Origin of the sequence: Parasphingorhabdus sp. (genome assembly GCF_041748495.1) — a bacterium.
GTDB lineage: Bacteria > Pseudomonadota > Alphaproteobacteria > Sphingomonadales > Sphingomonadaceae > Parasphingorhabdus.
The window spans coordinates 1-19,024 of the sequence record NZ_JBGTDD010000146.1; the positions used below are offsets into that span (position 1 = coordinate 1).

Consider the following 19,024-nt stretch of genomic DNA (forward strand, 5'->3'; position numbering starts at 1 on the left):
GAAGGTCATCGCCGAAGTGATGGCCGCCAATGAGGACAAGGTCGCCCAATATCGCGACGGCAAGGACAAGCTGTTCGGCTTCTTCGTCGGCCAGACGATGAAAGCCATGCAGGGCAAGGCCAATCCGCAGGTGGTGAATGAGCTGCTGAAGAAGAATTTGGGTTAAAACGCTTGCAAACCCCACTTGCCCTCATCGCGCCTTTACGCTAGGCGCGCGGGTCAATCGTACTTCGATAGAATTTTGACGGCTTAGCTGGGCGGGCGTGGCGGAATTGGTAGACGCGCCAGATTTAGGTTCTGGTATCTTCGGGTGTGGGGGTTCGAGTCCCTTCGCCCGCACCAAGTTAGTCGCAATATCTATCGAAAAACACCGAATATGAAGGCACCAAAGGATAGTCATGCAGATTGTTGAAACGCTGAACGAAGGTCTGAAACGGGCCTATGAAATCAAGATCACCGCGAAAGATATCGAATCGCGGGTCGAAGCCGAAGTGCAGAAGCTGGCACCGCAGGTGAACATGCCCGGGTTCCGCAAGGGCAAGGTCCCGGCCAATCTGGTGCGCAAGATGCACAATGACGCGCTGATGCAGGACGCGCTTTCCAGCACGATCCAGGAAAGCATCGAGAAAACCGTCACCGAGAACAAGCTCCGCCCGGCGATGCAGCCCAATGTCAATCTCGACGAAGATTATGCGCCCGGCAAGGATGCCAAGGTGACTCTCGACCTCGAAATCCTGCCGGATGTTCCGACCCCGAATGTCGACGGTCTGAAGCTGGAGCGGCTGCAAGTCGAGGCGGACAAGAAAACCGTTGATGAGGCCCTGCAGAAATTTGCCGAGAGCCAGAAACAGTTTGAAACCGCCCCGAAATCCTACAAGGCGCAGGTCGGTGACCAGTGCCTGATCGACTTTGAAGGCAAGGTCGACGGTGTCCCGTTCGACGGCGGCAAGGGCGAGGGCATGGCGATCGAACTCGGCTCCGGCCGCTTGATCCCTGGCTTCGAAGACCAGCTGGTCGGCAAGAAGGCCAATGACGAAGTGCTCGTCAAGGTCACGTTCCCGGATGATTATAATGTCGAGGATCTGAAGGGCAAGGACGCCACCTTCGATGTCGTTATCGGTGAAGTCCAAAAGCCGAAGGTCGCCAAGGCCGACGACGAAATGGCAAAATCCATGGGTCTCGAAGGCATTGATCAGCTTTCCGAGCTGCTCAAGGGGCAGATCGAGCAGGAACTCAACGGCCTGACCCGCACCCATATGAAGCGCAAGCTGCTCGACCAGCTCGCCGCCAGCCATGATTTTGAAGTGCCACCGGGCATGGTCGAAGCCGAGTTCAGCCAGATCTGGCAGCAGCTCGAGCAGGAAGCCGCACAGGAGGAAGATCCTGAAGCCGCTCGCAAGGAAATGGACGACGAGAAGGACGAATATCGCGATATCGCTGTTCGCCGTGTGCGTCTCGGCTTGCTCCTCTCCGAAATCGGCCAGGCCAATGGCGTCGAAGTCAGCCAGCAGGAAATGTCGATGCTGATGCAGCAGGCAGCCCAGCAATATCGTCCGGAAGACCGCGACCGCTTCTTCCAGTATATTCAGCAGGACCAGATGGCCGCTGCCCAGCTGCGCGCACCCATGTATGAAGACAAGGTCGTAGACTTCCTGTTCGACAAGGCTGAAATTACCGACCGAAAGGTCACCCGCGAGGAACTGGAAACCGCCATCGAAGCGGAAGATGATTCCGAGACCAAGCCAGCTGCCAAGAAAAAAGCGCCGGCAAAGAAAGCCGCTGCGAAAAAGCCGGCGGCGAAAAAGGCCCCCGCCAAGGCGAGCGCAGACGACGCGCCAGCCAAGAAGGAGCCTGCAGAAAAGACACCTGCCAAGAAGGCTCCGGCCGAGAAGGCACCAGCCAAGAAAGCGCCGGCCAAAAAAGCACCGGTAAAAGCCGCTGAAAAGGCACCCGCCAAGTCTGCAGCGAAAAAGCCGGCAGCGAAAAAGCCAGCTGCCAAGAAATAATGCCAATCTACTGTGCCGGGCGGGGTCAGCCCGTCCGGCACAGAATGATCAGATAATCAAAATATCAGAAAACTACCTCACTGGCCTTGTCGATGACGGTGCCGAGAATGCCATATTCCTTGGCTTCTTCTGTACCCATCCAGTAATCGCGGTCGATATCCTTGCGGATACGTTCCACATCCTGTCCCGTTTCCTGCGCGATAATCTGGGCCAGTCTTTCGCGCATTTTCACGATTTCCTGCGCCTGGATGGCGATATCGGAAGCCTTGCCGCCCGCTCCACCGGATGGCTGGTGGATCAGGAAGCGCGTGTTGGGTAGACAGAAACGGCGTTCCTTGGGTACGCCGAGAAAAATATGGGTGCCCGCGCTGGCGACCCAGCCAGTGCCGATCATCGCGACCGGCGAACTGATATAGCGGACCAGATCATGGATGGTGTCACCGGATTCGACATGGCCGCCGGGCGAATTCAGAAATATCTTGATCGGGTCATGGCTGACGTGATCGAGATAGAGCAATTGCGTGGACACCCGCTCTGCCAGCTTCTGGTCAATCCCGCCGAATATCATGATCGTGCGGGCTTCCAGAAATTTGGTCATCATCGCACCCGGCAGACCACCGGACTTGTTCTCTTCTTCTTCTTCTTCTTCATTATATATGGGAGAGATTGTGCTGTTGCTGGTTATCATTCTGAACTCCGCTTGTGAAATCTTGATAAACGCTGAGCATTTGGCGGTCAGCGTTGCCTTGAAGAACATGTAGGGATAGCGTGCAAGCTGCGCAATGATCGTCGCATCGAAGTTGTATTTTTTCGGGGGATGCCGATTAGCGCCCAACATCGTTAAAGCCCTTGAACAATCCTGCGATAATCCCGATGTAGTGCCGAAACCAAGAATAGGATAATTTACAAAATGCATGATCCGATCACAAACGCTCTCGTCCCGATGGTTGTCGAGCAATCCAACCGGGGGGAGCGCAGTTTCGATATTTTCTCCCGTCTGCTACGTGAACGGATCGTGTTCGTGACCGGGCCGGTCGAGGACGGCATGGCTTCGATCATCACCGCGCAGCTGCTCTTTCTGGAATCGGAAAATCCCAAGAAGGATATCTATCTTTACATCAATTCGCCCGGCGGCGTTGTGACCGCAGGCATGGCGATCCATGATACCATGCAATATATCCGTCCCCGCGTCGGTACCGTATGCGTGGGGCAGGCGGCATCCATGGGTAGTTTCCTGCTGGCTGCCGGTGAACCTGGCATGCGGATGGCGACCACCAACGCGCGGGTCATGGTGCATCAGCCCTCCGGCGGTGCTCAGGGAATGGCCTCGGACATCGAGATCCAGGCCAAGGAAATCTTGCGGATTCGAGCCAGCATGAACGAGCTCTATGCCAAATATACCGGCAAGTCGGTCGAAGAGATTGAAAAGGCCATGGATCGTGACACCTTTTTGCAAGCAGACGAAGCCAAGGCTTTTGGCATTGTCGACGAAGTCTACGACAAGCGTCCGGTGCCGGTGGAAGATAATAAATAAGCGGTTATCGCCGCCCTAAATGAAATTTAAGCCATATTTGATAGACTTGTTTCTCCGCCCCATTCGCCGAGAAAAAAGCGGTGGCATTTTGGATTTTGACGGTTAGATTACAATGTTAGCCGGTTTAAAGGACTTTTTATGACGAAATTGACGGGATCTGATTCGAAGAGCACCTTATATTGCTCCTTCTGCGGAAAATCCCAACATGAAGTCCGCAAGCTGATTGCCGGGCCCACGGTTTTCATCTGTGATGAATGTGTCGAGCTTTGCAACGACATCATCCGCGAGGAAACCAAGGGCGCCGCGACTGGCCGCAAAGATGGTGAAGTGCCGACACCACAGGAAATCTGCGATGTGCTGAACGATTATGTGATCGGGCAGAAACGCGCCAAGCGCGTCCTGTCGGTTGCTGTTCACAATCACTACAAGCGCCTCAACCACGCCGCCAAATCCGGCGATATCGAACTGGCAAAGTCGAACATTCTGCTGGTCGGCCCGACCGGTTGCGGTAAAACCTTACTGGCGCAGACTCTGGCAAAGACCTTTGACGTGCCGTTCACCATGGCCGATGCCACCACCCTGACCGAGGCCGGCTATGTCGGCGAGGATGTCGAGAATATCATTCTCAAGCTGCTCCAGGCCTCCGATTATAATGTCGAGAAGGCCCAGCGCGGGATCGTCTATATCGACGAAATCGACAAGATCAGCCGGAAAGCCGAAAATCCGTCGATTACTCGCGATGTCTCCGGCGAAGGTGTTCAGCAGGCCTTGCTGAAGCTGATGGAAGGCACCACCGCCAGCGTTCCTCCGCAAGGCGGCCGCAAGCATCCGCAGCAGGAATTTCTGCAGGTCGATACCACCAATATCCTGTTCATTTGCGGCGGTGCCTTTGCCGGTCTGGAAAAGATCATTGGCGACCGTCTCGAAGGCAAGTCGATCGGTTTTGGCGCCCATGTGGCTGCTCCGGAAGAACGCCGGGTCGGCGAATTGCTGGCGCAGGGCGAACCCGAGGATCTGCTGAAATTCGGCCTGATCCCGGAATTTGTCGGTCGTTTGCCGGTCATCGCAACGCTTGAAGATCTGGATGTCGACGCGCTGGTGACCATTCTCCAGGAGCCGAAAAACGCGCTGGTCAAACAATATCGCAAATTGTTCGAACTGGAAGATGTCGGCTTGACCTTCACCGATGACGCGCTGGTCGCGGTCGCGAAAAAGGCTATCGAACGCAAAACCGGCGCCCGTGGGCTGCGGTCGATCGTCGAGAATATCCTGCTCGACACGATGTTCGACCTGCCCGATTTCGAAGGTGTGGATGAAATCGTGATCGACAAGGATGTCGTCGCCGGAACCAAGGAACCGGTCAAGGTGATTGCCAAGAGCAAGGCGAAGAAGGAAGACGCGGCTTAATGTCGCCGTGCCCCGGCGAAGGCCGGGGCCCATCTCCAGATATCGATCCACAGAGGTACGGTCCTGGTGGCCTTGCCGGTTCGTTCTTGTTGGGCGTCCTGCAGGACAATCACGGGATGGTCTTCTGCGCGCGAAGTATCACCATCACTTATAAATACAACTATCCAGCTTTTCGTTCCTCACCACATTGATCCGCGCCGCAATCGTATTGCCATAGCGCCGCGTAAAGCCGCTGGCCCCATTGACCGCCCGCTTCTTCGGCAGGGGCAGGGCAGCGGCAATACGCGCTGCCTCGATACCGGTCAGATCCTTCGCGTCCTTGTTAAAATAACGCTGCGCCCCCGCCTGCACGCCATAGGTGCCGATCCCCGTCTCGGCGATATTGAGATAGACTTCTATGATCCGTTTCTTGCTCCAGATCGTCTCGATCAGGAAGGTGAAATAGGCCTCCAGACCCTTGCGGAAAAAGCCGCCGCCCTGCCAAAGAAAGGCGTTTTTCGCGACCTGCTGGGAAATGGTGGAGCCGCCTCTTATCCGGCCGCCTTGCGCATTACGCTCGATAGCCTGTTGGATCGCCTCGGTGTCAAAGCCGTTATGGCTGCAGAATTTCCCGTCTTCGGCGGCGATCACCGCGCGCACCATATTGGGAGAAATATCGCTGAAGCCTGTCCAGTCTCTGGTCGCACCATTTTCGTCGAGAATCATCGTGGCGGTAATCGGCGGCGGCACAATCGCATAGAGGCCGACCCACGCCACCGTGATCAGCAGGAAATATAGCATGAATTTGAACAGAAATTTGATCACCCGCATCGCAGCAATCTAAATGCAAAACGCCCCGAAAACAAATCCTGTTTCGGGGCGCTTGCTATTCTGTCGAAAATCCAACCGGGAGCGCTAGCTCGCTGCGAGAAGCTGTTTCTCTCCGGCAATGCGCAGCATCGCCTTCTGCAGTTTCTCGAACGCGCGCACCTCGATCTGGCGAATGCGTTCGCGGCTGACCTCATAGACCTTGCTCAGGTCCTCAAGCGTTTTTGGATCTTCCGACAAGCGCCGTTCGGCCAATATATGCTGCTCGCGTTCGTTCAGCGATTCCATCGCCTCGGACAGCATTTCGTGACGGAAATCCGCTTCCTGCGAGGCCGCAATGGCTTCGTCATGCAGCGGGCCGTCGTCTTCCAATATGTCCTGCCACTGGCCGCCATCGCCGTCTTCCGACGAAAGCGAAACATTCAGCGATGCATCGCCGCCCATCGACATGCGGCGGTTCATGTTGACCACCTCATGCTCGGCAACGCCCAGATCGGTCGAGATTTTCCTGACGTCTTCCGGTTTCAGGTCGCCGTCTTCGAAGGCATCCAGATTATTCTTCATCCGGCGCAGGTTGAAGAACAGCTTCTTCTGCGCGGCGGTCGTGCCCATCTTGACGAGGCTCCAGCTGCGCAGGATATATTCCTGGATCGAGGCCCGGATCCACCACATGGCATAAGTCGCCAGGCGGAAGCCGCGTTCGGGCTCGAATTTTTTCACGCCCTGCATCAGGCCGACATTTCCTTCGGAAATGAGATCCGACACCGGCAGGCCATAGCCGCGGAAGCCCATCGCGATCTTGGCGACGAGCCGCAGGTGCGACGTGACCAGCTGGGCGGCTGCTTCCTGATCCTTATGTTCAGAATAGCGTTTCGCCAGCATATATTCTTGTTCTGGAGTCAAAAGCGGAAATTTACGAACTTCCGACAGATATCGGTTCAGGCTCGCGTCCCCCCCTAAGGCAGGGATTTTTGCCGGAACATTGCTACCATTAGCCATTTTCGTTCCTTCTTATGTTGTGCCGCCGGGCCTCATTAAGCACCCTTTGGTCAAAAGCGAATATAAGGTGTGTTACCTATACCCGCAACTGCATGAATAGTTCCTGCATATCGTCCGGAAAACTAATAGAAAACATCAATTTTTCGTCCGTTATGGGGTGAACAAATCCAAGACTAGCAGCGTGCAGGGCCTGCCGTCCAAATCGAATATCTTTTCGCCGGGAAAGCAATGATTTTCGACGAGTGCCATAGAGCGGGTCACCGATCAGGCTATGGCCAATATGCGCCATATGCACTCTTACCTGATGGGTACGGCCGGTTTCAAGGGTGCATTCCACCAGTGCGGCCCCGTCAAGCATTTCCTTGACGGTATAATGGGTCATTGCCAGCTTGCCCCGGTCGTCTCCGACAACCGCCATTTTCTTGCGATTGACGTTGCTGCGGCCAATACTGCCCTCCACCGTCGCAGAAGCCGGATTGGGCCTGCCGTTGACAATGGCCATATAGCGGCGTTCGATATCATGTTTGGCGAACAGCGCGCTGAGGCCCTGATGCGCCGCATCGGTCTTGGCGGCCACCATCAGTCCGGACGTATCCTTGTCGATGCGGTGGACAATGCCGGGACGCGTGACGCCGCCAATGCCCGACAATTCGCCCCGGCAATGGTGGAGCAGGGCGTTGACCAGGGTGCCGTCCGGATGCCCGGCTGCCGGGTGGACAACCAGACCCGCTGGCTTGTTGATGATGATCAGATGGCTATCTTCAAAGACCACATCCAGCGCGATATCCTGCGCCAGCGCCGGTCCTGCAATCGGTTCGGGGATGGTCAGGGTGAACGGCTTCCCGGCCATTTTCTTGGCTGCGGCATCGGTGAAGACCGCGCCGTCAATCAACAGATTGCCGGACGCGATCAGCGCTTTCACCCGCTCGCGCGAGAGCCCGTCCACCGCCTCGGTCAAGGCCGCATCGAGACGCTGTTTTTTCTGAGATTCCGGTAAAGTTCCGGATATGGTGGATTGCCCCGTATTCATCGCGTAGATGTGGGCCATGCAACTCCTTATATCAAGCGCGATGTTGGCGGATCTGCAGCAACTGACCCAGGCGGCCGCGCCGCAGGAAATCTGCGGCCTGTTATTCGGCCGCGAAGGCAGGGTCAGCGCCCGGCGAACAGCGAAAAATGTCGCGCAGGATCCGCAGCGGCATTTCGAGATCGATCCGGCGACACTGATCGCGGCGGAAAGGCACCAACGCGATGGCGGCGAACCGATCCTCGGCTATTATCATTCTCATCCTGCGGGCACCGTGCGTCCCTCGATCACCGACGCCGAATGCGCAGCCCCGGATGACCGGTTCTGGCTGATCCTGAACGGGCAGGACGCCGCTGCATGGCGGGCAACCGAAAAGGGTAAAGTTTATGGCCGTTTTGACGCGATCCCGCTTGATTGCTTCGGCGCGAAAGGCCAAACAGCCGCGAAATGACAATCATAGTTAAGGGCGCGTTTATATGGCGAATAGTGAAGTTGATCTGGCATCCCTGCTTTGTTCGAAAATATGCCATGATTTGCTGAGTCCGGTGGGAGCCCTCAACAACGGACTCGAGCTGCTTGACGGCGAGACCGACCCGGTGATGCGCGACCGCTGCATGGACCTGCTGGCGGACAGCGCGAGGGCATCGGCGGACAAGCTCAAATATTTCCGGCTCGCCTTTGGTGCAGCTGGTGGCTTTGGCGACAATGTCGATCCGGCAGAGGCGCGGCAGCTGATCGAATCTTTGATTGGCGATTCGGGTAAAATTTCGCTGGGCTGGGCCTTGCAGGGCGAGGCTCTGCCGAAAAAGGCGATAAAGATTCTCCTCAATCTCGCGTTGATCGCGAAGGAAACTCTGGTCAGAGGCGGCAGGCTCGACGTCGGCGCCGAACAGGGTGATCTGGGCATAGAAGTGGTGGTGCGGGCCGAAGGCGAGAAAATCGCGCTCGATGAAGGTATCCGGACCGCGCTCGATGGCACGATCGCGCCGGCTGATCTCAGCGCCCGCACGGCGGCCGCCTGGATGACCCGCGAACTGGCCCTGAAAAATGGCGGCGATCTTAGGATTTCGCCACCATCCGCGACAGAATTGCTTTTGGGTGCTATCGTCACCGCCTGAGTTCGCGAAGGAAGCCTTGCATGGATGTGATCTGGACCCCGTCTCCCAATTTTGACGAACGCAAGCTGCCGATCAGCATTCTCGTCATGCATTATACCGGGATGAAGGACGCGGCTTCGGCGATCAACTGGCTGGCCAATGCAGAAGCGAAAGTCTCGGCCCATTATGTCGTGACCGAGGACGGCCAGATCGTCCAGATGGTCGATGAGGAAAAACGCGCCTGGCACGCAGGCCGCGGATATTGGCGTGGGATCACCGATGTGAACAGCGCCAGCATCGGCATCGAGATCGTCAATCCGGGCCATGAATGGGGCTATGTCCCGTTTCCGGAAGAACAGATGGATGCGGTCACCCGGCTTGCCCATGCCATCGTCAATCGGTTCAACATTCCGTCTTCCAACGTGATCGGGCACAGCGATCTGGCCCCGGGGCGAAAGCAGGATCCCGGCGAATTGTTCGACTGGGAGCGGCTGGCGCGCCACGGCATCGCGCTCAAGAAACCGCCCCTGAAACTGAGCGATCCGCCGTGGACCGATGGCGGTTTCATGTTGGCGCTGGAACGGTTCGGCTATGATATTTCCGATCAGACCGCCGCCGTCATCGCCTTTCAGCGACGCTTTCGGCCCAAAACCATCGACGGCGTGATCGATGGTGAATGCCGCTCGCTGCTTTTGTCTTTAATGTTGGACAGAGAGCGCGGAATCACTAAATAGGACGCACCAGAGGGTCGGCCAGCCGTCCGCCAAAGCTTTAGCGAAGGTGGAAGGAAAGTCCGGGCTCCACGATTAAAAGGTGCCGGATAACGTCCGGCGGGGGAAACCCTAGGGAAAGTGCAACAGAAAGCAGGTCGCGACGACCTTGGTCACGTGACATTGAAAGGGTGCGGTAAGAGCGCACCGCGGGACTGGCAACAGGACCGGCATGGTAAACCCCACCTGGAGCAAAACCAAATAGGGGCGGCATATGGCTTTTTCGGCCTGCAGCCCGGGTTGGTTGCTAGAGCCATGCAGCAATGCCTGGCCCAGATGAATGGCTGGCTATCCCGCCGAAGCTTCGTGCAGACGCGGGTGGACAGAACCCGGCTTACAGACCCTCTGGTATTTTGGAATTGATCTTTGATCCGCCGGCTATCGGTGGTAAACTGGCCTATGAGAAAATTCCTGCTCGGCTGCTTTGTTCTCGCCTGTCTGTTCGGCCTGGAGCATCCCGCCAAGGCAGAATGCGTGGCGCCACAAGGCGAGCGCGGTGTTGCGCTGCTCATCGGTATCGGCGCATATGATGGTCTGAACTGGCCCGAACTGGCGAACGCGGTCAATGATATCGATCATGTCTGCGAAGCCTTTGCGAAAGCCGGTTTTGAAATCATTGATGTCCGCGATGCAGACATCGCAGAGTTGAACAGCGCGACCCAGCTATTTGCAGCCAAGGCATCCCAGGCTGACAGCGCGGTCGTCTATTACGCCGGGCATGGTTTTGAATATAACGGCCGTAATTTCATGGTTCCCGTCAATGCGCCGGCTTATGCGTCCCGGGATGAACTGGATACGGTGTTTCTCTCGCTGGACAAGATGCTGGAAGCCGCCTCGAAGGCCAGGAAGTTCAACCTTTTCTTCATGGATGCTTGCCGGACGCCCGACCCTATTGTGCGACTGAAAGACTTGAGCAGTGACGACCCTGACGGCGGTATTTCTCCGATGGGCTTGCTGGAGATGACGCAAGGCGCCGTTTTCTACTCTACTGCCAAGGGAAAACCCGCTCTGGATGCCGCCCCCGCGGATTCCAAAACAAGCCCCTTTGCCAAGGCGATCGCTAGCAAGCTTGCCATTCCCGGTCTTGAGCTATCCGATTATTTCAAGGTCGTATCGCGAGAAGTATATAGCAATACCCGGGGACTGGACCTTGGTCCGCAGCAACCGTTTCATTATGGCAGCTGGTTTGACGATTTCTATCTCAACCTGCCGAAAGATGTTTCTGACGATCCTGATGTAAAATCTTCTGTTGCCGCAACAGCATCCGGACCGTCAATCGACATTCCGATGGAACGACTGGCGATTGAGGACGAGACCATATTGGTCGGCGAGATTCTCGGCGATCTCGGTCTCACCGATTTGACTCAGCTGGCGATGAACGGTGATCCTCTGGCGCAATCTTTCTTGGGATATATGTATCATCTCGGTGTTGGGGTTCGCAAGGATTTGAAACAGGCAAAGGCCTGGCTGGAAAAGTCGGCGGCGCAGGGGCACCCGGCAGGACAGACCGAACTGGCCTGGTATCTCCAGGAAAATGAGCCGGCCGAGGCAAGCCGCGCACTGGAACTATATTTGCGCGCGGCGGCTCAAGGATATGCCAAGGCACAATCGCACCTGGGTTTCGCCCTGTGGGAAGGGAAGTTCGGCATTACCGACAAGAATCGCGCGATCGAGCTTTTTAGCGCCGCTTCCGATCGGGGGCATCCCTATGCAACCTTCGCACTGGGCATATATGGAAACCAGATCGACGAATCTTTGCGAAAGCTCCGGTTGCTGGCGGATGGTGGAAATGTTGAGGGCAATAACTGGATATGCGAGTTGCAATATCAACGCGGGCAGGCGGACAAGGCGACCAAGGATTGCTCGCTCGCCGCCAGGGGTGGATATGCCGGTGCAAGGGCGATATGGGCGCAGCTTCACGATCGTGGTCAGGGCATCCCCAAATCCCCGAGCGAGGCGCGATACTGGGCGACGCTTGCAAATAGTCAGCCCGAGCTTGAACTGCGCCCGGACTTGGAACGCGCAACGGCAAATATATTGTCCGGCAACTAGCGCGTTGAAGAGGCTGGTAGTTCGCTGCAGTCTTTGATAGAGTCGCAATCATGCCAAAAGCAAAAAGATCAGACAATTGGGGTTTCCCACGTTGGGGAAGCTACGAAAGTTCGCGCGAAACGCAGCAAGTGAAGATTTGCGACCGTCACGGCTGCAACGAGGCGGGCAACTGCCCGGCCCCGAAATCCCCCAACAGCCCGGAACGCTGGTATTTCTGCCAGACCCATGCCGGGGAATATAACCGGGGCTGGGACTATTTCGAAGGCCTCGACAAGGAAGAGCGCAAGCAGCGGGAAGCGGACGAGCAACGCGATGCCAATGCCTATCAGGAAGCAGCGCACTATAGCTGGATGGGGTCCGGCGATGGCAGCCGCTCGCGCGATGAAATGACCGCGCTGGAAATTTTTGACCTGACACCGGATGTCGAATTTGAAACGGTGAAAAAGGCCTGGCGGTCGATGGCCAAGGAATATCATCCCGACGTCAATCCGGGCGATGCAGAAGCCGCGAAGAAATTCCAGACGGCGCAGGCCGCCTTTGATGTCCTGCGCATTGCCGAAGAACGGCGGGTCTGGAAACCGATCTAGCCTCAGTATTCCTGCGAAGGCAGAAATCCATCTCCCGCCAGTACGACAATCACCAATCTCGGAAGGAAGCACCGGCCGATAATCTGGCGCGATTGGCCAATATCATTGACGACCGAAAAACCGGACATCGACCTCTACCTTTGCAGAGTCCCTAACCCTCCTGAAAACGCTCTGCCGTCTGCCGGATCAGGGCGATCATGTTGGGGATGCCCTGGGTCCGGTTAGAGCTCAGCTGGTTTTTGAGATCAAATGGCTCCAGCACTTCGGCAATATCCACTTTGCCGATTTCCGCTGCGGATCGATCCTGCACCGTTTCCAGCACCAGCGCGATAATACCCTTGGTGATCGCGGCATTGCTGTCCGCCAGAAAATGCAGGTGCCCGTCGTCCCGTTGCGTCGGATAGACCCAGACCGAGGCCGAGCAGCCCCGCACCAAAGTCGCATCGGTTTTCAGCGCGTCCGGCATCTCGTCGAGTTGCTTGCCCAGATCAATCAGCAGCCGATAACGATCATCGGCCTCCAGAAACTCATATTCTTCAATTAATTCGTCAATCTTGCTCATGGGCAGGGCGGTTAGCAGGGTCGGGGAGCAAGGTCACTTATTTTCACGTTCGCCTCGAGCGAAGTCGAGAGGGTCTCGCGTGTTTGGACTTCGCTCGACACGAACGGACTGGGGCGCCGTTCGCTAAAGCTCCACGCCCGCCGCGATCGCTTCCAGCTTGCGGATCCGCTCTTTCAGATCGGCAACTTCGATCCGCGAGGTTGCGGTTGGCGGATTTTCCTCGCGCCGCTGCTCCAGTTCGCGGGATTTCAGCGCCAGCCAGTCCCGCCATCCGCGCAGGGTAACCAGCGCCACGACGGTCAGGCCGATCAGTGAAAAGGCCGCAGTGATCATATAAAAGGCAGGTTCTTGCATCATGCTTGTCCTTCTATTCGTCGGACCGGCTTACCGGTCGCGCAATTTTTCAATCTCGTTTTCCAGTTCCCTGGCACCGCGATCATCGGTGGCGATTTTTTCCAGCACGGCGACGCGCTCTTTCAGATATTTTACGTCTTCCTGCAGCCGTTCGGCGTCGCGATGCTGCACGGCAATCGCCTTGCCATTCTCGTCTTCACCGATTCCATGTTGCGCGCGATAACGGGTGCTCAGCACTTTTCCGATCGTCACGACGATGATGATGGCAACCACCATTTCAAAAGGATTCATGTCCATACTCCCTGCAGTCTGCGGATGACGGGATCAGCGATCCCGCAATTGTTCGATTTTATTTTCCAGCTGTCTGCTGCTGTGACCGTCGGTGGTAATCTGCTCCAGTACCGCCACCCGTTCCTTCAGATATTTCATCTCTTCCCGCATTTTGCGGCTTTCGCTGCTTTCCGGACCTCGTTCCCCCAGCAGCATCAATTCTCTCTGCTTATCGATCATGCTCGATTGATGTCTGGTCCAGATCCAGAGGCCACCGATGGCAAACGGGGCAATGGGGATCAACAAGGCAAGCCAGCTCATATCCATCAGTTCAGTTCCTTTGTTTCAGCGGCGTCGCGTAAATCCTCGATCTGCATCGAGACATCGAAGCCCTTGTCGGTGATGATCCGCTCGAGCACCCGCACGCGTTGTTCCAGCTGATTGTTGCCGACGGCATATTGCGCCGCCTTCTCCGCCGATATCGAGGCCTGCTTGTCCATCATTTTCTGCTGATGATTGGTCCAGATCGCGAAGAAGGCGATCCCGATCCCGGCAAAGGGGATCATCAGGGCAATATATTCAATAGGCATGATCTTCCCTTCAATTCGTCCGCTTGTCGCGCAACTGCTCGATTTCCTGGGTCAGCCGGTGGCTGTCATCGGTGACAATCCGTTCGACATTGGCCAGCCGGTCCTTCATCGACCCGATCTCGGCGCGCAGCTCGGCATTTTCGTTGGTCAGCAATTTGACTCGCTCGACGGCTTCCTGATCGGTCTTCGGATAGACCGACTTGCCCCACTGGTTTTCCAAGGGATAGCCGTTCTTGATCCGCATCCAGGTCGTGGCGACCCATCCAAGCGTGATGACAGCACAGGCAAATCCTATCGGCCAGAGGATGGAGGGGTTGGCAAGGATCGTATCCATCAGTTTTTCTCCCGCAGGGCTTCAATTTCATCGGCGGTGCGTCTGGCGGGATCGGTAGCGATCCGTTCCAGCACCTGGAGCCGCTCTTGCAGCCGGTCGATTTTTCCCACCAGCTCGGCATTTTCGTTGGACAGCAATTCTATCTTGCGCTGCTCATCCGGGCTGGTCTTCGCTGATTTTCCAGTCTTTCCGCCCCATTCGTCTTCCAGATCATAGCCATGCTTCGCTCTGATCCAGTTGTTGATGATCCAGCCGGCATAGCTGACCGCGATGATCGCGATGATCGTCTCCGGGCTTCCCCAATCCATTGTGATTCTCCCTCTTCAGACGTCTAGCGCAGATTTTCGATTTCGTTCGAAAGCGCCGTATTCTTGCTGGTGTAATAAAGTTCCATATCGGCCAGCTTGCGGTCGATTTCCCGGAACCGCGACTTGATGTCGCGGGTGGTGCGGCGGGGCGACTGTCTCACGCCTTGCCAGAATTTCGTGTCTTCCGGATCGCTCAGATACATGCCGCTCGGTTTTGGCTCGGATATTTTTGCCGCGATCCAATAGGCGATCAGCGTCCAGGGAAAGGCGAAGGTGACGGTCGCGATGATTGCGGCGAGTCGAACCCAGGCCACATTGATCCCGGTATAATCGGCGATCCCGGCGCAGACACCACTCCATTTGGCCCGTTTTTTGTCGAGATAGAATCTGGTGCGGGAAGAGCTCATGATGGGTGCCTTTCTTTTTTCAGCAGTTCGTCGAAATTCTCGAGCGTGGGAACGGGGTCTGCGGACTGCTTGGGCAGGGCCGAATGGCGCCAGTCTGGGTTATCCGCTGCCATGATCCGCTCGATGGTTTCCATCCGGTCATCCAGACGGCGCGCCATATGGTGCAATTCTTCCAGCAGATTTTCGTCTTCATTGGTGATCGTCGCTGCCGTCTTCCATTTGGTGACATAGTGAAAGATCAACCAGGGCAGGCCAATGAACAGCGTACCCATGACGATGGGAATGATGATGAGCTCTTCCTGCATTATGCGTCACCTTTCTTCATGGCCGCCTTCATGGCTTCCAGTTCCTCATCGACCCTGTCGCTGGATTCCAGCGCCGCGATCTGGCTTTCCAGGCTCTGCGGTTCTCCGCCCATGCCGAGCGCATCGGCGCGGCCTTCGGCAAAGTCGACCTGGCGTTCGAGATATTCGAACCGCGAAAAGGCGTCATGCACCTTGTCGCCATTGTACATTTCGCGCAGCTTCACGCGATTCTCGGCGCTCTCGAGCCGGTTGACCAGATTGCTCTGGCGCGAGCGGGCTTCCTGCAATTTCTTCTGCAATTTGGCGATGTCGCCTTCCGAAGAGCGGAGCGCTTCATCGAGCACCTGGATTTCGGCTTTCAGCTGATCGGCCATGTCGGCGGCCTTGCGCTTTTCGACCAGCGCCGCCTTGGCCAGATCTTCCCGGTCCTTGGAGAGGGCAAGCTGGGCTTTCTCGTTCCAGTCCTCGGTCAGATGATCGAGCTTGTCGATATGCCGCCGCATTTCCTTCTGATCCGCAATCGTGCGGGCAGCAGAAGCGCGTACTTCGACCAGGGTTTCCTCCATCTCCAGGATGATCATGCGGATCATCTTCGATGGGTCTTCGGCCTTGTCCAGCATGTCGGTAACGTTGGCGGCGATGATGTCGCGCGTTCTTGAAAAAATACCTGCCATGTACATACTCCGGTTGCGTCTGTGATCGTGTTGAAACCTGTTCGAGCCGTCGCTCCAGTCCTGTTCTACATCAACCTGATGAATTTCAAAAGGTGGCCGGGACCTGACTTCGGCAAGGGGGAAAGAAGGGGTCCCGGCCATTTTGTCTGTCATGCTCGGTAGCCTTGGCCAACATAGCTGACAGTGGGGGAATCGTTCTGGCTGCTGACCAGTGTTCCTTCGGCCTGTGCCGGTCCGACGGAGCTGATCAGGATCGTCACGCCAAACAGCAGGATCGAGACGATCGCCGAAACATCGGTGCGGCTCATTTTGTTCAGTGCGGGCATATCATCCTCCAGAAGTTCGTATATTTCGTATCTGAAACCTACATTGCAGAAGCCGTGCCAACTCTATCAACCCATTGAATATAAACAATAATCTAACTTTTTCACGCTGCGGAATATGGTATTAATTGCTATTTAATGGGATTCGACACTATATCTTGGCGATGGAACGGGAAAGTCAATTTGTCGGCGAATCAGGCGCCTTTCTGGACGCGGTCGAAAAGGCCAGCCGGGCCGCGCCGCTCAACCGGCCGGTGCTGGTTGTCGGCGAGCGGGGCACGGGCAAGGAGCTGATTGCCGAACGGCTGCACCGGCTCAGTCTGCGCTGGGACGGGCCGTTTATCACGCTCAACTGCGCCGCCATGCCGGAAACCCTGATCGAGGCGGAACTGTTCGGGCATGAAGCGGGTGCCTTCACCGGTGCGACCAAGGCACGGGTAGGGCGATTTGAAGAAGCGGACGGCGGCACATTGTTCCTCGACGAACTCGGGACCTTGTCGGTCGGGGCTCAGGAGCGACTGTTGCGGGCGGTGGAATATGGCGAAATCACCCGCATCGGATCGTCCCGGCCGCAGCGCGTCGACGTAAGAATCGTCGCCGCGACCAATGCCGACCTGCCGAAAATGGCAGAAGAGAACAGATTTCGCGCCGACCTGCTTGACCGGCTGTCGTTCGAGGTCGTGACCTTGCCGCCGCTCCGCGTGCGCGAGGGCGATATCCCGGTCCTGGCCGACTATTTCGGTCGCCGCATGGCCGCGGAACTGGAATGGCCGTCCTGGCCCGGTTTCGGCCGCCTGGCATCGGAGGCGCTCAACCGCCACGACTGGCCAGGCAACGTTCGGGAATTGCGCAATGTGATCGAGCGCGCCGTCTATCAGTGGAACGACCACAGCCGGCCGGTTGATCATGTCGTGTTCGATCCGTTCGAATCGCCGTGGAAGCCGCGGGAGCGGCAAGGCAGGCCCGAAACGGAAAACCCCGAACCGCGACCCGAGGAAACACCGCAAGACGGCACCGATAACATCGCCGCCGACGCGAAGCTTGATTGTGTCGACGACATGAAAGCGGCGGTGGAAGCCTATGAAAAGCGGATATTGGAGGCGGCGCTGGCCAGATCACGCTATAACCAGCGTCAGACCGCCAAGACCCTGAACCTCACCTATGACCAGCTGCGCCATTCGCTGAAAAGGCACGATCTGCTCGGTTCCTGAAAAGCATGAAGAGGGCCGCGAAGCCCTCTTCATGCTTCCAGATGTTCCAGTCCTATCCGCCGTTGAAGCTGACCATCGTGTAAAACATCGGCAGCGACAGCAGCACATTGGTGCGTGAGGCCATCATCGCCGTCTTGCCCGCTGCTGCCTTCTGGTCGGCGGTTGCTTCGACGATGCCCAGGACCTTCTTCTGGTTCGGCCAGATGATGAACCAGACATTGGCCGCCATGATGATCGCGATCCACATGCCGACACCGATCATCCGATACGGTCCCTGCAGCACCATGGCCTGATGGAGATAACCGGACAGATAGGCGACCAGCAGTCCCGTGATCACGGTCAAAAGGGCCGCCCAGCGAAAGTAGAACAGCACTTTCGGTGCGATATGCTTGCTGACCGCCGGTTTCAGCTCGTCTGGAATGGTCGGCATCAGCGGCACCTGAACAAAGTTCAGATAATAAAGCAGGCCAATCCAGAGCACCCCAAAGAACAAATGGGCCCAGCGCATCACCGAATTGGCGGTAACCTCGCCCGGATGCAGTCCCAGCATCAGGGCGATGGTCAGCACCAGGCTGACAATCAGTACCGCATTCAGATTTCCAAAGAATTTTGCCATTTTATATCCCCCCCGGGTTTTAATAATATGCCACCGTTATGTCCGCTGCTTGCGGATGTCACGAAAAAATCGATTTTTCGACGGACTTCTCGGGAAAATGGATAATTGTCCTTGCATCTTTTTTGTGATTGATGCGTTGACTCGGTACATCTCAAAAAATGGAGAAACGACATTATGGCTTTCGAACTTCCCCCGCTTCCCTACGACAAAAATGCCTTCGGTGACCTGATCTCCGAAGACACGTTCAACTATCATCATGGCAAGCATCACAATGCCTATGTCAGCAAGACCAATGACGCGATCAAGGGCACCGATCATGAAGGCAAGAAGCTTTCGGAAATCATCAAGGCAGCCGATGGCGGCCTGTTCAACAATGCGGCTCAGGTCTGGAATCACAGCTTCCACTGGTTATGCCTGTCGCCCGAGAAGAAGGCCATTTCCGGCGAGTTGAAAGACCGTTTGGAAAGCAGCTTCGGTTCGATTGATGAATTCAAGTCCAAGTTCAAGGACGAAGCGGTCGGCCATTTCGCCAGCGGCTGGGCCTGGCTGGTCCTTGATGGCGATGACCTGAAGATCACGTCCTATCATGACGCGGACACACCCGTGGCTGATAACGTGAAGCCGGTGTTCACGCTCGACGTCTGGGAACATGCTTATTATCTGGACTATCAGAATGCCCGCCCGGACTATGTGTCCGCCTTGCTCGACAATGCGATCGACTGGGATTTCGTGGCCCTGAACCTCGATGGTGACGGTGTCAGCCGCGCCGACCAGGGCTGAACCA

At 56.5% G+C, this 19,024-nt stretch carries 26 protein-coding genes, 1 tRNA gene, 1 other RNA gene and 1 pseudogene; 13 read left to right on the forward strand and 16 right to left on the reverse strand.

Annotated elements, in window-relative coordinates; all coding sequences use genetic code 11:
• From gatB to tig, 3 genes and pseudogenes are all read left to right on the forward strand, one after another.
• Window positions 1-166: pseudogene (gene gatB, locus ACEW8J_RS12730) on the forward strand (Asp-tRNA(Asn)/Glu-tRNA(Gln) amidotransferase GatCAB subunit B); the annotation flags it as partial.
• A 91-nt stretch (window positions 167-257) separates the two neighbouring features.
• Window positions 258-342: transfer RNA gene (locus ACEW8J_RS12735), tRNA-Leu, on the forward strand.
• Window positions 343-398: 56 nt separating this feature from the next.
• Window positions 399-2,006, forward strand: a complete 1,608-nt coding sequence (tig, locus tag ACEW8J_RS12740) for a trigger factor (RefSeq protein ID WP_373492020.1) — start codon at window positions 399-401, stop codon at window positions 2,004-2,006.
• 64 nt (window positions 2,007-2,070) lie between these two features.
• On the opposite strand, the gene ACEW8J_RS12745 is transcribed toward tig, so the two are convergent.
• Entirely contained in the window at window positions 2,071-2,844 is a 774-nt protein-coding gene (locus ACEW8J_RS12745) for an ATP-dependent Clp protease proteolytic subunit (protein WP_373492021.1), read from the reverse strand.
• Between the two features lie 72 nt (window positions 2,845-2,916).
• Between ACEW8J_RS12745 and ACEW8J_RS12750 the strand changes: the two genes are divergently transcribed.
• Both ACEW8J_RS12750 and clpX read left to right on the forward strand, forming a co-directional pair.
• Complete coding sequence (locus tag ACEW8J_RS12750) at window positions 2,917-3,540, forward strand: ATP-dependent Clp protease proteolytic subunit (protein WP_373492022.1); 624 nt, start codon at window positions 2,917-2,919, stop codon at window positions 3,538-3,540.
• Window positions 3,541-3,678: 138 nt separating this feature from the next.
• Window positions 3,679-4,947, forward strand: coding sequence for an ATP-dependent Clp protease ATP-binding subunit ClpX (clpX, locus tag ACEW8J_RS12755; RefSeq protein ID WP_373492023.1), 1,269 nt, complete (start codon window positions 3,679-3,681; stop codon window positions 4,945-4,947).
• Between the two features lie 144 nt (window positions 4,948-5,091).
• Here clpX and mtgA read toward each other — a convergent pair whose 3' ends face one another.
• The 3 genes from mtgA to ACEW8J_RS12770 form a co-directional block, all read right to left on the reverse strand.
• Window positions 5,092-5,757 carry a monofunctional biosynthetic peptidoglycan transglycosylase gene (gene mtgA / locus ACEW8J_RS12760; protein WP_373492024.1) on the reverse strand — a complete coding sequence of 222 codons (666 nt, stop codon included), beginning with the start codon at window positions 5,755-5,757 and terminating at the stop codon, window positions 5,092-5,094.
• A gap of 84 nt (window positions 5,758-5,841) precedes the next feature.
• Entirely contained in the window at window positions 5,842-6,753 is a 912-nt protein-coding gene (rpoH, locus tag ACEW8J_RS12765) for an RNA polymerase sigma factor RpoH (protein WP_373492025.1), read from the reverse strand.
• A gap of 76 nt (window positions 6,754-6,829) precedes the next feature.
• On the reverse strand, window positions 6,830-7,783 hold the full coding sequence (locus ACEW8J_RS12770) for an RluA family pseudouridine synthase (protein WP_373492122.1): 954 nt from the start codon (window positions 7,781-7,783) through the stop codon (window positions 6,830-6,832).
• Window positions 7,784-7,799: 16 nt separating this feature from the next.
• On the opposite strand from ACEW8J_RS12770, the gene ACEW8J_RS12775 reads away from it, so the two are divergent.
• The 6 genes from ACEW8J_RS12775 (at window position 7,800) to ACEW8J_RS12800 (ending at window position 12,286) form a co-directional block, all read left to right on the forward strand.
• Complete coding sequence (locus ACEW8J_RS12775) at window positions 7,800-8,231, forward strand: M67 family metallopeptidase (RefSeq protein ID WP_373492026.1); 432 nt, start codon at window positions 7,800-7,802, stop codon at window positions 8,229-8,231.
• 25 nt (window positions 8,232-8,256) lie between these two features.
• Complete coding sequence (locus ACEW8J_RS12780; RefSeq protein ID WP_373492027.1) at window positions 8,257-8,898, forward strand: histidine phosphotransferase family protein; 642 nt, start codon at window positions 8,257-8,259, stop codon at window positions 8,896-8,898.
• Between the two features lie 20 nt (window positions 8,899-8,918).
• On the forward strand, window positions 8,919-9,611 hold the full coding sequence (locus ACEW8J_RS12785) for an N-acetylmuramoyl-L-alanine amidase (RefSeq protein ID WP_373492028.1): 693 nt from the start codon (window positions 8,919-8,921) through the stop codon (window positions 9,609-9,611).
• A 6-nt stretch (window positions 9,612-9,617) separates the two neighbouring features.
• Window positions 9,618-10,000, forward strand: an RNA gene (gene rnpB, locus ACEW8J_RS12790) — RNase P RNA component class A.
• 46 nt (window positions 10,001-10,046) lie between these two features.
• Window positions 10,047-11,699: a caspase family protein gene (locus tag ACEW8J_RS12795; RefSeq protein ID WP_373492029.1), complete on the forward strand. Its 1,653-nt coding sequence runs from the start codon at window positions 10,047-10,049 to the stop codon at window positions 11,697-11,699.
• A gap of 50 nt (window positions 11,700-11,749) precedes the next feature.
• Complete coding sequence (locus tag ACEW8J_RS12800) at window positions 11,750-12,286, forward strand: J domain-containing protein (protein WP_373492030.1); 537 nt, start codon at window positions 11,750-11,752, stop codon at window positions 12,284-12,286.
• A 151-nt stretch (window positions 12,287-12,437) separates the two neighbouring features.
• Here ACEW8J_RS12800 and ACEW8J_RS12805 read toward each other — a convergent pair whose 3' ends face one another.
• The 11 genes from ACEW8J_RS12805 to ACEW8J_RS12855 all read right to left on the reverse strand — a co-directional run bounded on the left by ACEW8J_RS12805 (window position 12,438) and on the right by ACEW8J_RS12855 (window position 16,416).
• On the reverse strand, window positions 12,438-12,848 hold the full coding sequence (locus tag ACEW8J_RS12805; RefSeq protein WP_373492031.1) for a SufE family protein: 411 nt from the start codon (window positions 12,846-12,848) through the stop codon (window positions 12,438-12,440).
• Window positions 12,849-12,971: 123 nt separating this feature from the next.
• Window positions 12,972-13,202 carry a hypothetical protein gene (locus ACEW8J_RS12810; RefSeq protein WP_373492123.1) on the reverse strand — a complete coding sequence of 77 codons (231 nt, stop codon included), beginning with the start codon at window positions 13,200-13,202 and terminating at the stop codon, window positions 12,972-12,974.
• Between the two features lie 30 nt (window positions 13,203-13,232).
• Window positions 13,233-13,493 carry a hypothetical protein gene (locus tag ACEW8J_RS12815; protein WP_373492032.1) on the reverse strand — a complete coding sequence of 87 codons (261 nt, stop codon included), beginning with the start codon at window positions 13,491-13,493 and terminating at the stop codon, window positions 13,233-13,235.
• A 33-nt stretch (window positions 13,494-13,526) separates the two neighbouring features.
• Window positions 13,527-13,799: a hypothetical protein gene (locus tag ACEW8J_RS12820; RefSeq protein ID WP_373492033.1), complete on the reverse strand. Its 273-nt coding sequence runs from the start codon at window positions 13,797-13,799 to the stop codon at window positions 13,527-13,529.
• Window positions 13,799-14,062, reverse strand: a complete 264-nt coding sequence (locus ACEW8J_RS12825; RefSeq protein WP_373492034.1) for a hypothetical protein — start codon at window positions 14,060-14,062, stop codon at window positions 13,799-13,801. Before ACEW8J_RS12825 ends, ACEW8J_RS12820 begins: the two co-directional genes overlap by 1 nt.
• Window positions 14,063-14,072: 10 nt before the next feature.
• Entirely contained in the window at window positions 14,073-14,396 is a 324-nt protein-coding gene (locus tag ACEW8J_RS12830) for a hypothetical protein (RefSeq protein ID WP_373492035.1), read from the reverse strand.
• Window positions 14,396-14,704 (reverse strand): hypothetical protein, encoded by a 309-nt coding sequence (locus ACEW8J_RS12835; RefSeq protein WP_373492036.1) that lies wholly within the window; start codon window positions 14,702-14,704, stop codon window positions 14,396-14,398. Before ACEW8J_RS12835 ends, ACEW8J_RS12830 begins: the two co-directional genes overlap by 1 nt.
• A gap of 23 nt (window positions 14,705-14,727) precedes the next feature.
• Window positions 14,728-15,111, reverse strand: coding sequence for an envelope stress response membrane protein PspC (gene pspC / locus ACEW8J_RS12840; RefSeq protein WP_373492037.1), 384 nt, complete (start codon window positions 15,109-15,111; stop codon window positions 14,728-14,730).
• Window positions 15,108-15,416, reverse strand: a complete 309-nt coding sequence (pspB, locus tag ACEW8J_RS12845) for an envelope stress response membrane protein PspB (protein ID WP_373492038.1) — start codon at window positions 15,414-15,416, stop codon at window positions 15,108-15,110. The genes pspC and pspB overlap by 4 nt, the downstream gene beginning before the upstream one ends.
• Complete coding sequence (gene pspA / locus ACEW8J_RS12850; RefSeq protein WP_373492039.1) at window positions 15,416-16,090, reverse strand: phage shock protein PspA; 675 nt, start codon at window positions 16,088-16,090, stop codon at window positions 15,416-15,418. The genes pspB and pspA overlap by 1 nt, the downstream gene beginning before the upstream one ends.
• 149 nt (window positions 16,091-16,239) lie before the next feature.
• Window positions 16,240-16,416 (reverse strand): hypothetical protein, encoded by a 177-nt coding sequence (locus tag ACEW8J_RS12855; RefSeq protein WP_373492040.1) that lies wholly within the window; start codon window positions 16,414-16,416, stop codon window positions 16,240-16,242.
• A gap of 161 nt (window positions 16,417-16,577) precedes the next feature.
• Here ACEW8J_RS12855 and pspF point away from each other — a divergent pair, with 161 nt between their 5' ends.
• Window positions 16,578-17,624: a phage shock protein operon transcriptional activator gene (gene pspF, locus ACEW8J_RS12860; RefSeq protein ID WP_373492041.1), complete on the forward strand. Its 1,047-nt coding sequence runs from the start codon at window positions 16,578-16,580 to the stop codon at window positions 17,622-17,624.
• 52 nt (window positions 17,625-17,676) lie between these two features.
• Here the strand turns inward: pspF and ACEW8J_RS12865 are convergent, their stop codons facing one another.
• Window positions 17,677-18,240 carry a urate hydroxylase PuuD gene (locus ACEW8J_RS12865; RefSeq protein ID WP_373492042.1) on the reverse strand — a complete coding sequence of 188 codons (564 nt, stop codon included), beginning with the start codon at window positions 18,238-18,240 and terminating at the stop codon, window positions 17,677-17,679.
• A 174-nt stretch (window positions 18,241-18,414) separates the two neighbouring features.
• On the opposite strand from ACEW8J_RS12865, the gene ACEW8J_RS12870 reads away from it, so the two are divergent.
• On the forward strand, window positions 18,415-19,020 hold the full coding sequence (locus ACEW8J_RS12870) for a superoxide dismutase (RefSeq protein ID WP_373492043.1): 606 nt from the start codon (window positions 18,415-18,417) through the stop codon (window positions 19,018-19,020).
• Window positions 19,021-19,024: the final 4 nt, after the last annotated feature.

Bases quoted from the DNA above. Each gene is read 5' to 3' on its own strand.
- tig (WP_373492020.1), top strand. From the start codon at position 399: ATGCAGATTGTTGAAACGCTGAACGAAGGTCTGAAACGGGCCTATGAA.
- ACEW8J_RS12745 (WP_373492021.1), bottom strand. From the start codon at position 2,844: ATGTTGGGCGCTAATCGGCATCCCCCGAAAAAATACAACTTCGATGCG.
- ACEW8J_RS12750 (WP_373492022.1), top strand. From the start codon at position 2,917: ATGCATGATCCGATCACAAACGCTCTCGTCCCGATGGTTGTCGAGCAA.
- clpX (WP_373492023.1), top strand. From the start codon at position 3,679: ATGACGAAATTGACGGGATCTGATTCGAAGAGCACCTTATATTGCTCC.
- mtgA (WP_373492024.1), bottom strand. From the start codon at position 5,757: ATGCGGGTGATCAAATTTCTGTTCAAATTCATGCTATATTTCCTGCTG.
- rpoH (WP_373492025.1), bottom strand. From the start codon at position 6,753: ATGGCTAATGGTAGCAATGTTCCGGCAAAAATCCCTGCCTTAGGGGGG.
- ACEW8J_RS12770 (WP_373492122.1), bottom strand. From the start codon at position 7,783: ATGAATACGGGGCAATCCACCATATCCGGAACTTTACCGGAATCTCAG.
- ACEW8J_RS12775 (WP_373492026.1), top strand. From the start codon at position 7,800: ATGCAACTCCTTATATCAAGCGCGATGTTGGCGGATCTGCAGCAACTG.
- ACEW8J_RS12780 (WP_373492027.1), top strand. From the start codon at position 8,257: ATGGCGAATAGTGAAGTTGATCTGGCATCCCTGCTTTGTTCGAAAATA.
- ACEW8J_RS12785 (WP_373492028.1), top strand. From the start codon at position 8,919: ATGGATGTGATCTGGACCCCGTCTCCCAATTTTGACGAACGCAAGCTG.
- ACEW8J_RS12795 (WP_373492029.1), top strand. From the start codon at position 10,047: ATGAGAAAATTCCTGCTCGGCTGCTTTGTTCTCGCCTGTCTGTTCGGC.
- ACEW8J_RS12800 (WP_373492030.1), top strand. From the start codon at position 11,750: ATGCCAAAAGCAAAAAGATCAGACAATTGGGGTTTCCCACGTTGGGGA.
- ACEW8J_RS12805 (WP_373492031.1), bottom strand. From the start codon at position 12,848: ATGAGCAAGATTGACGAATTAATTGAAGAATATGAGTTTCTGGAGGCC.
- ACEW8J_RS12810 (WP_373492123.1), bottom strand. From the start codon at position 13,202: ATGCAAGAACCTGCCTTTTATATGATCACTGCGGCCTTTTCACTGATC.
- ACEW8J_RS12815 (WP_373492032.1), bottom strand. From the start codon at position 13,493: ATGAATCCTTTTGAAATGGTGGTTGCCATCATCATCGTCGTGACGATC.
- ACEW8J_RS12820 (WP_373492033.1), bottom strand. From the start codon at position 13,799: ATGGATATGAGCTGGCTTGCCTTGTTGATCCCCATTGCCCCGTTTGCC.
- ACEW8J_RS12825 (WP_373492034.1), bottom strand. From the start codon at position 14,062: ATGCCTATTGAATATATTGCCCTGATGATCCCCTTTGCCGGGATCGGG.
- ACEW8J_RS12830 (WP_373492035.1), bottom strand. From the start codon at position 14,396: ATGGATACGATCCTTGCCAACCCCTCCATCCTCTGGCCGATAGGATTT.
- ACEW8J_RS12835 (WP_373492036.1), bottom strand. From the start codon at position 14,704: ATGGATTGGGGAAGCCCGGAGACGATCATCGCGATCATCGCGGTCAGC.
- pspC (WP_373492037.1), bottom strand. From the start codon at position 15,111: ATGAGCTCTTCCCGCACCAGATTCTATCTCGACAAAAAACGGGCCAAA.
- pspB (WP_373492038.1), bottom strand. From the start codon at position 15,416: ATGCAGGAAGAGCTCATCATCATTCCCATCGTCATGGGTACGCTGTTC.
- pspA (WP_373492039.1), bottom strand. From the start codon at position 16,090: ATGGCAGGTATTTTTTCAAGAACGCGCGACATCATCGCCGCCAACGTT.
- ACEW8J_RS12855 (WP_373492040.1), bottom strand. From the start codon at position 16,416: ATGCCCGCACTGAACAAAATGAGCCGCACCGATGTTTCGGCGATCGTC.
- pspF (WP_373492041.1), top strand. From the start codon at position 16,578: ATGGAACGGGAAAGTCAATTTGTCGGCGAATCAGGCGCCTTTCTGGAC.
- ACEW8J_RS12865 (WP_373492042.1), bottom strand. From the start codon at position 18,240: ATGGCAAAATTCTTTGGAAATCTGAATGCGGTACTGATTGTCAGCCTG.
- ACEW8J_RS12870 (WP_373492043.1), top strand. From the start codon at position 18,415: ATGGCTTTCGAACTTCCCCCGCTTCCCTACGACAAAAATGCCTTCGGT.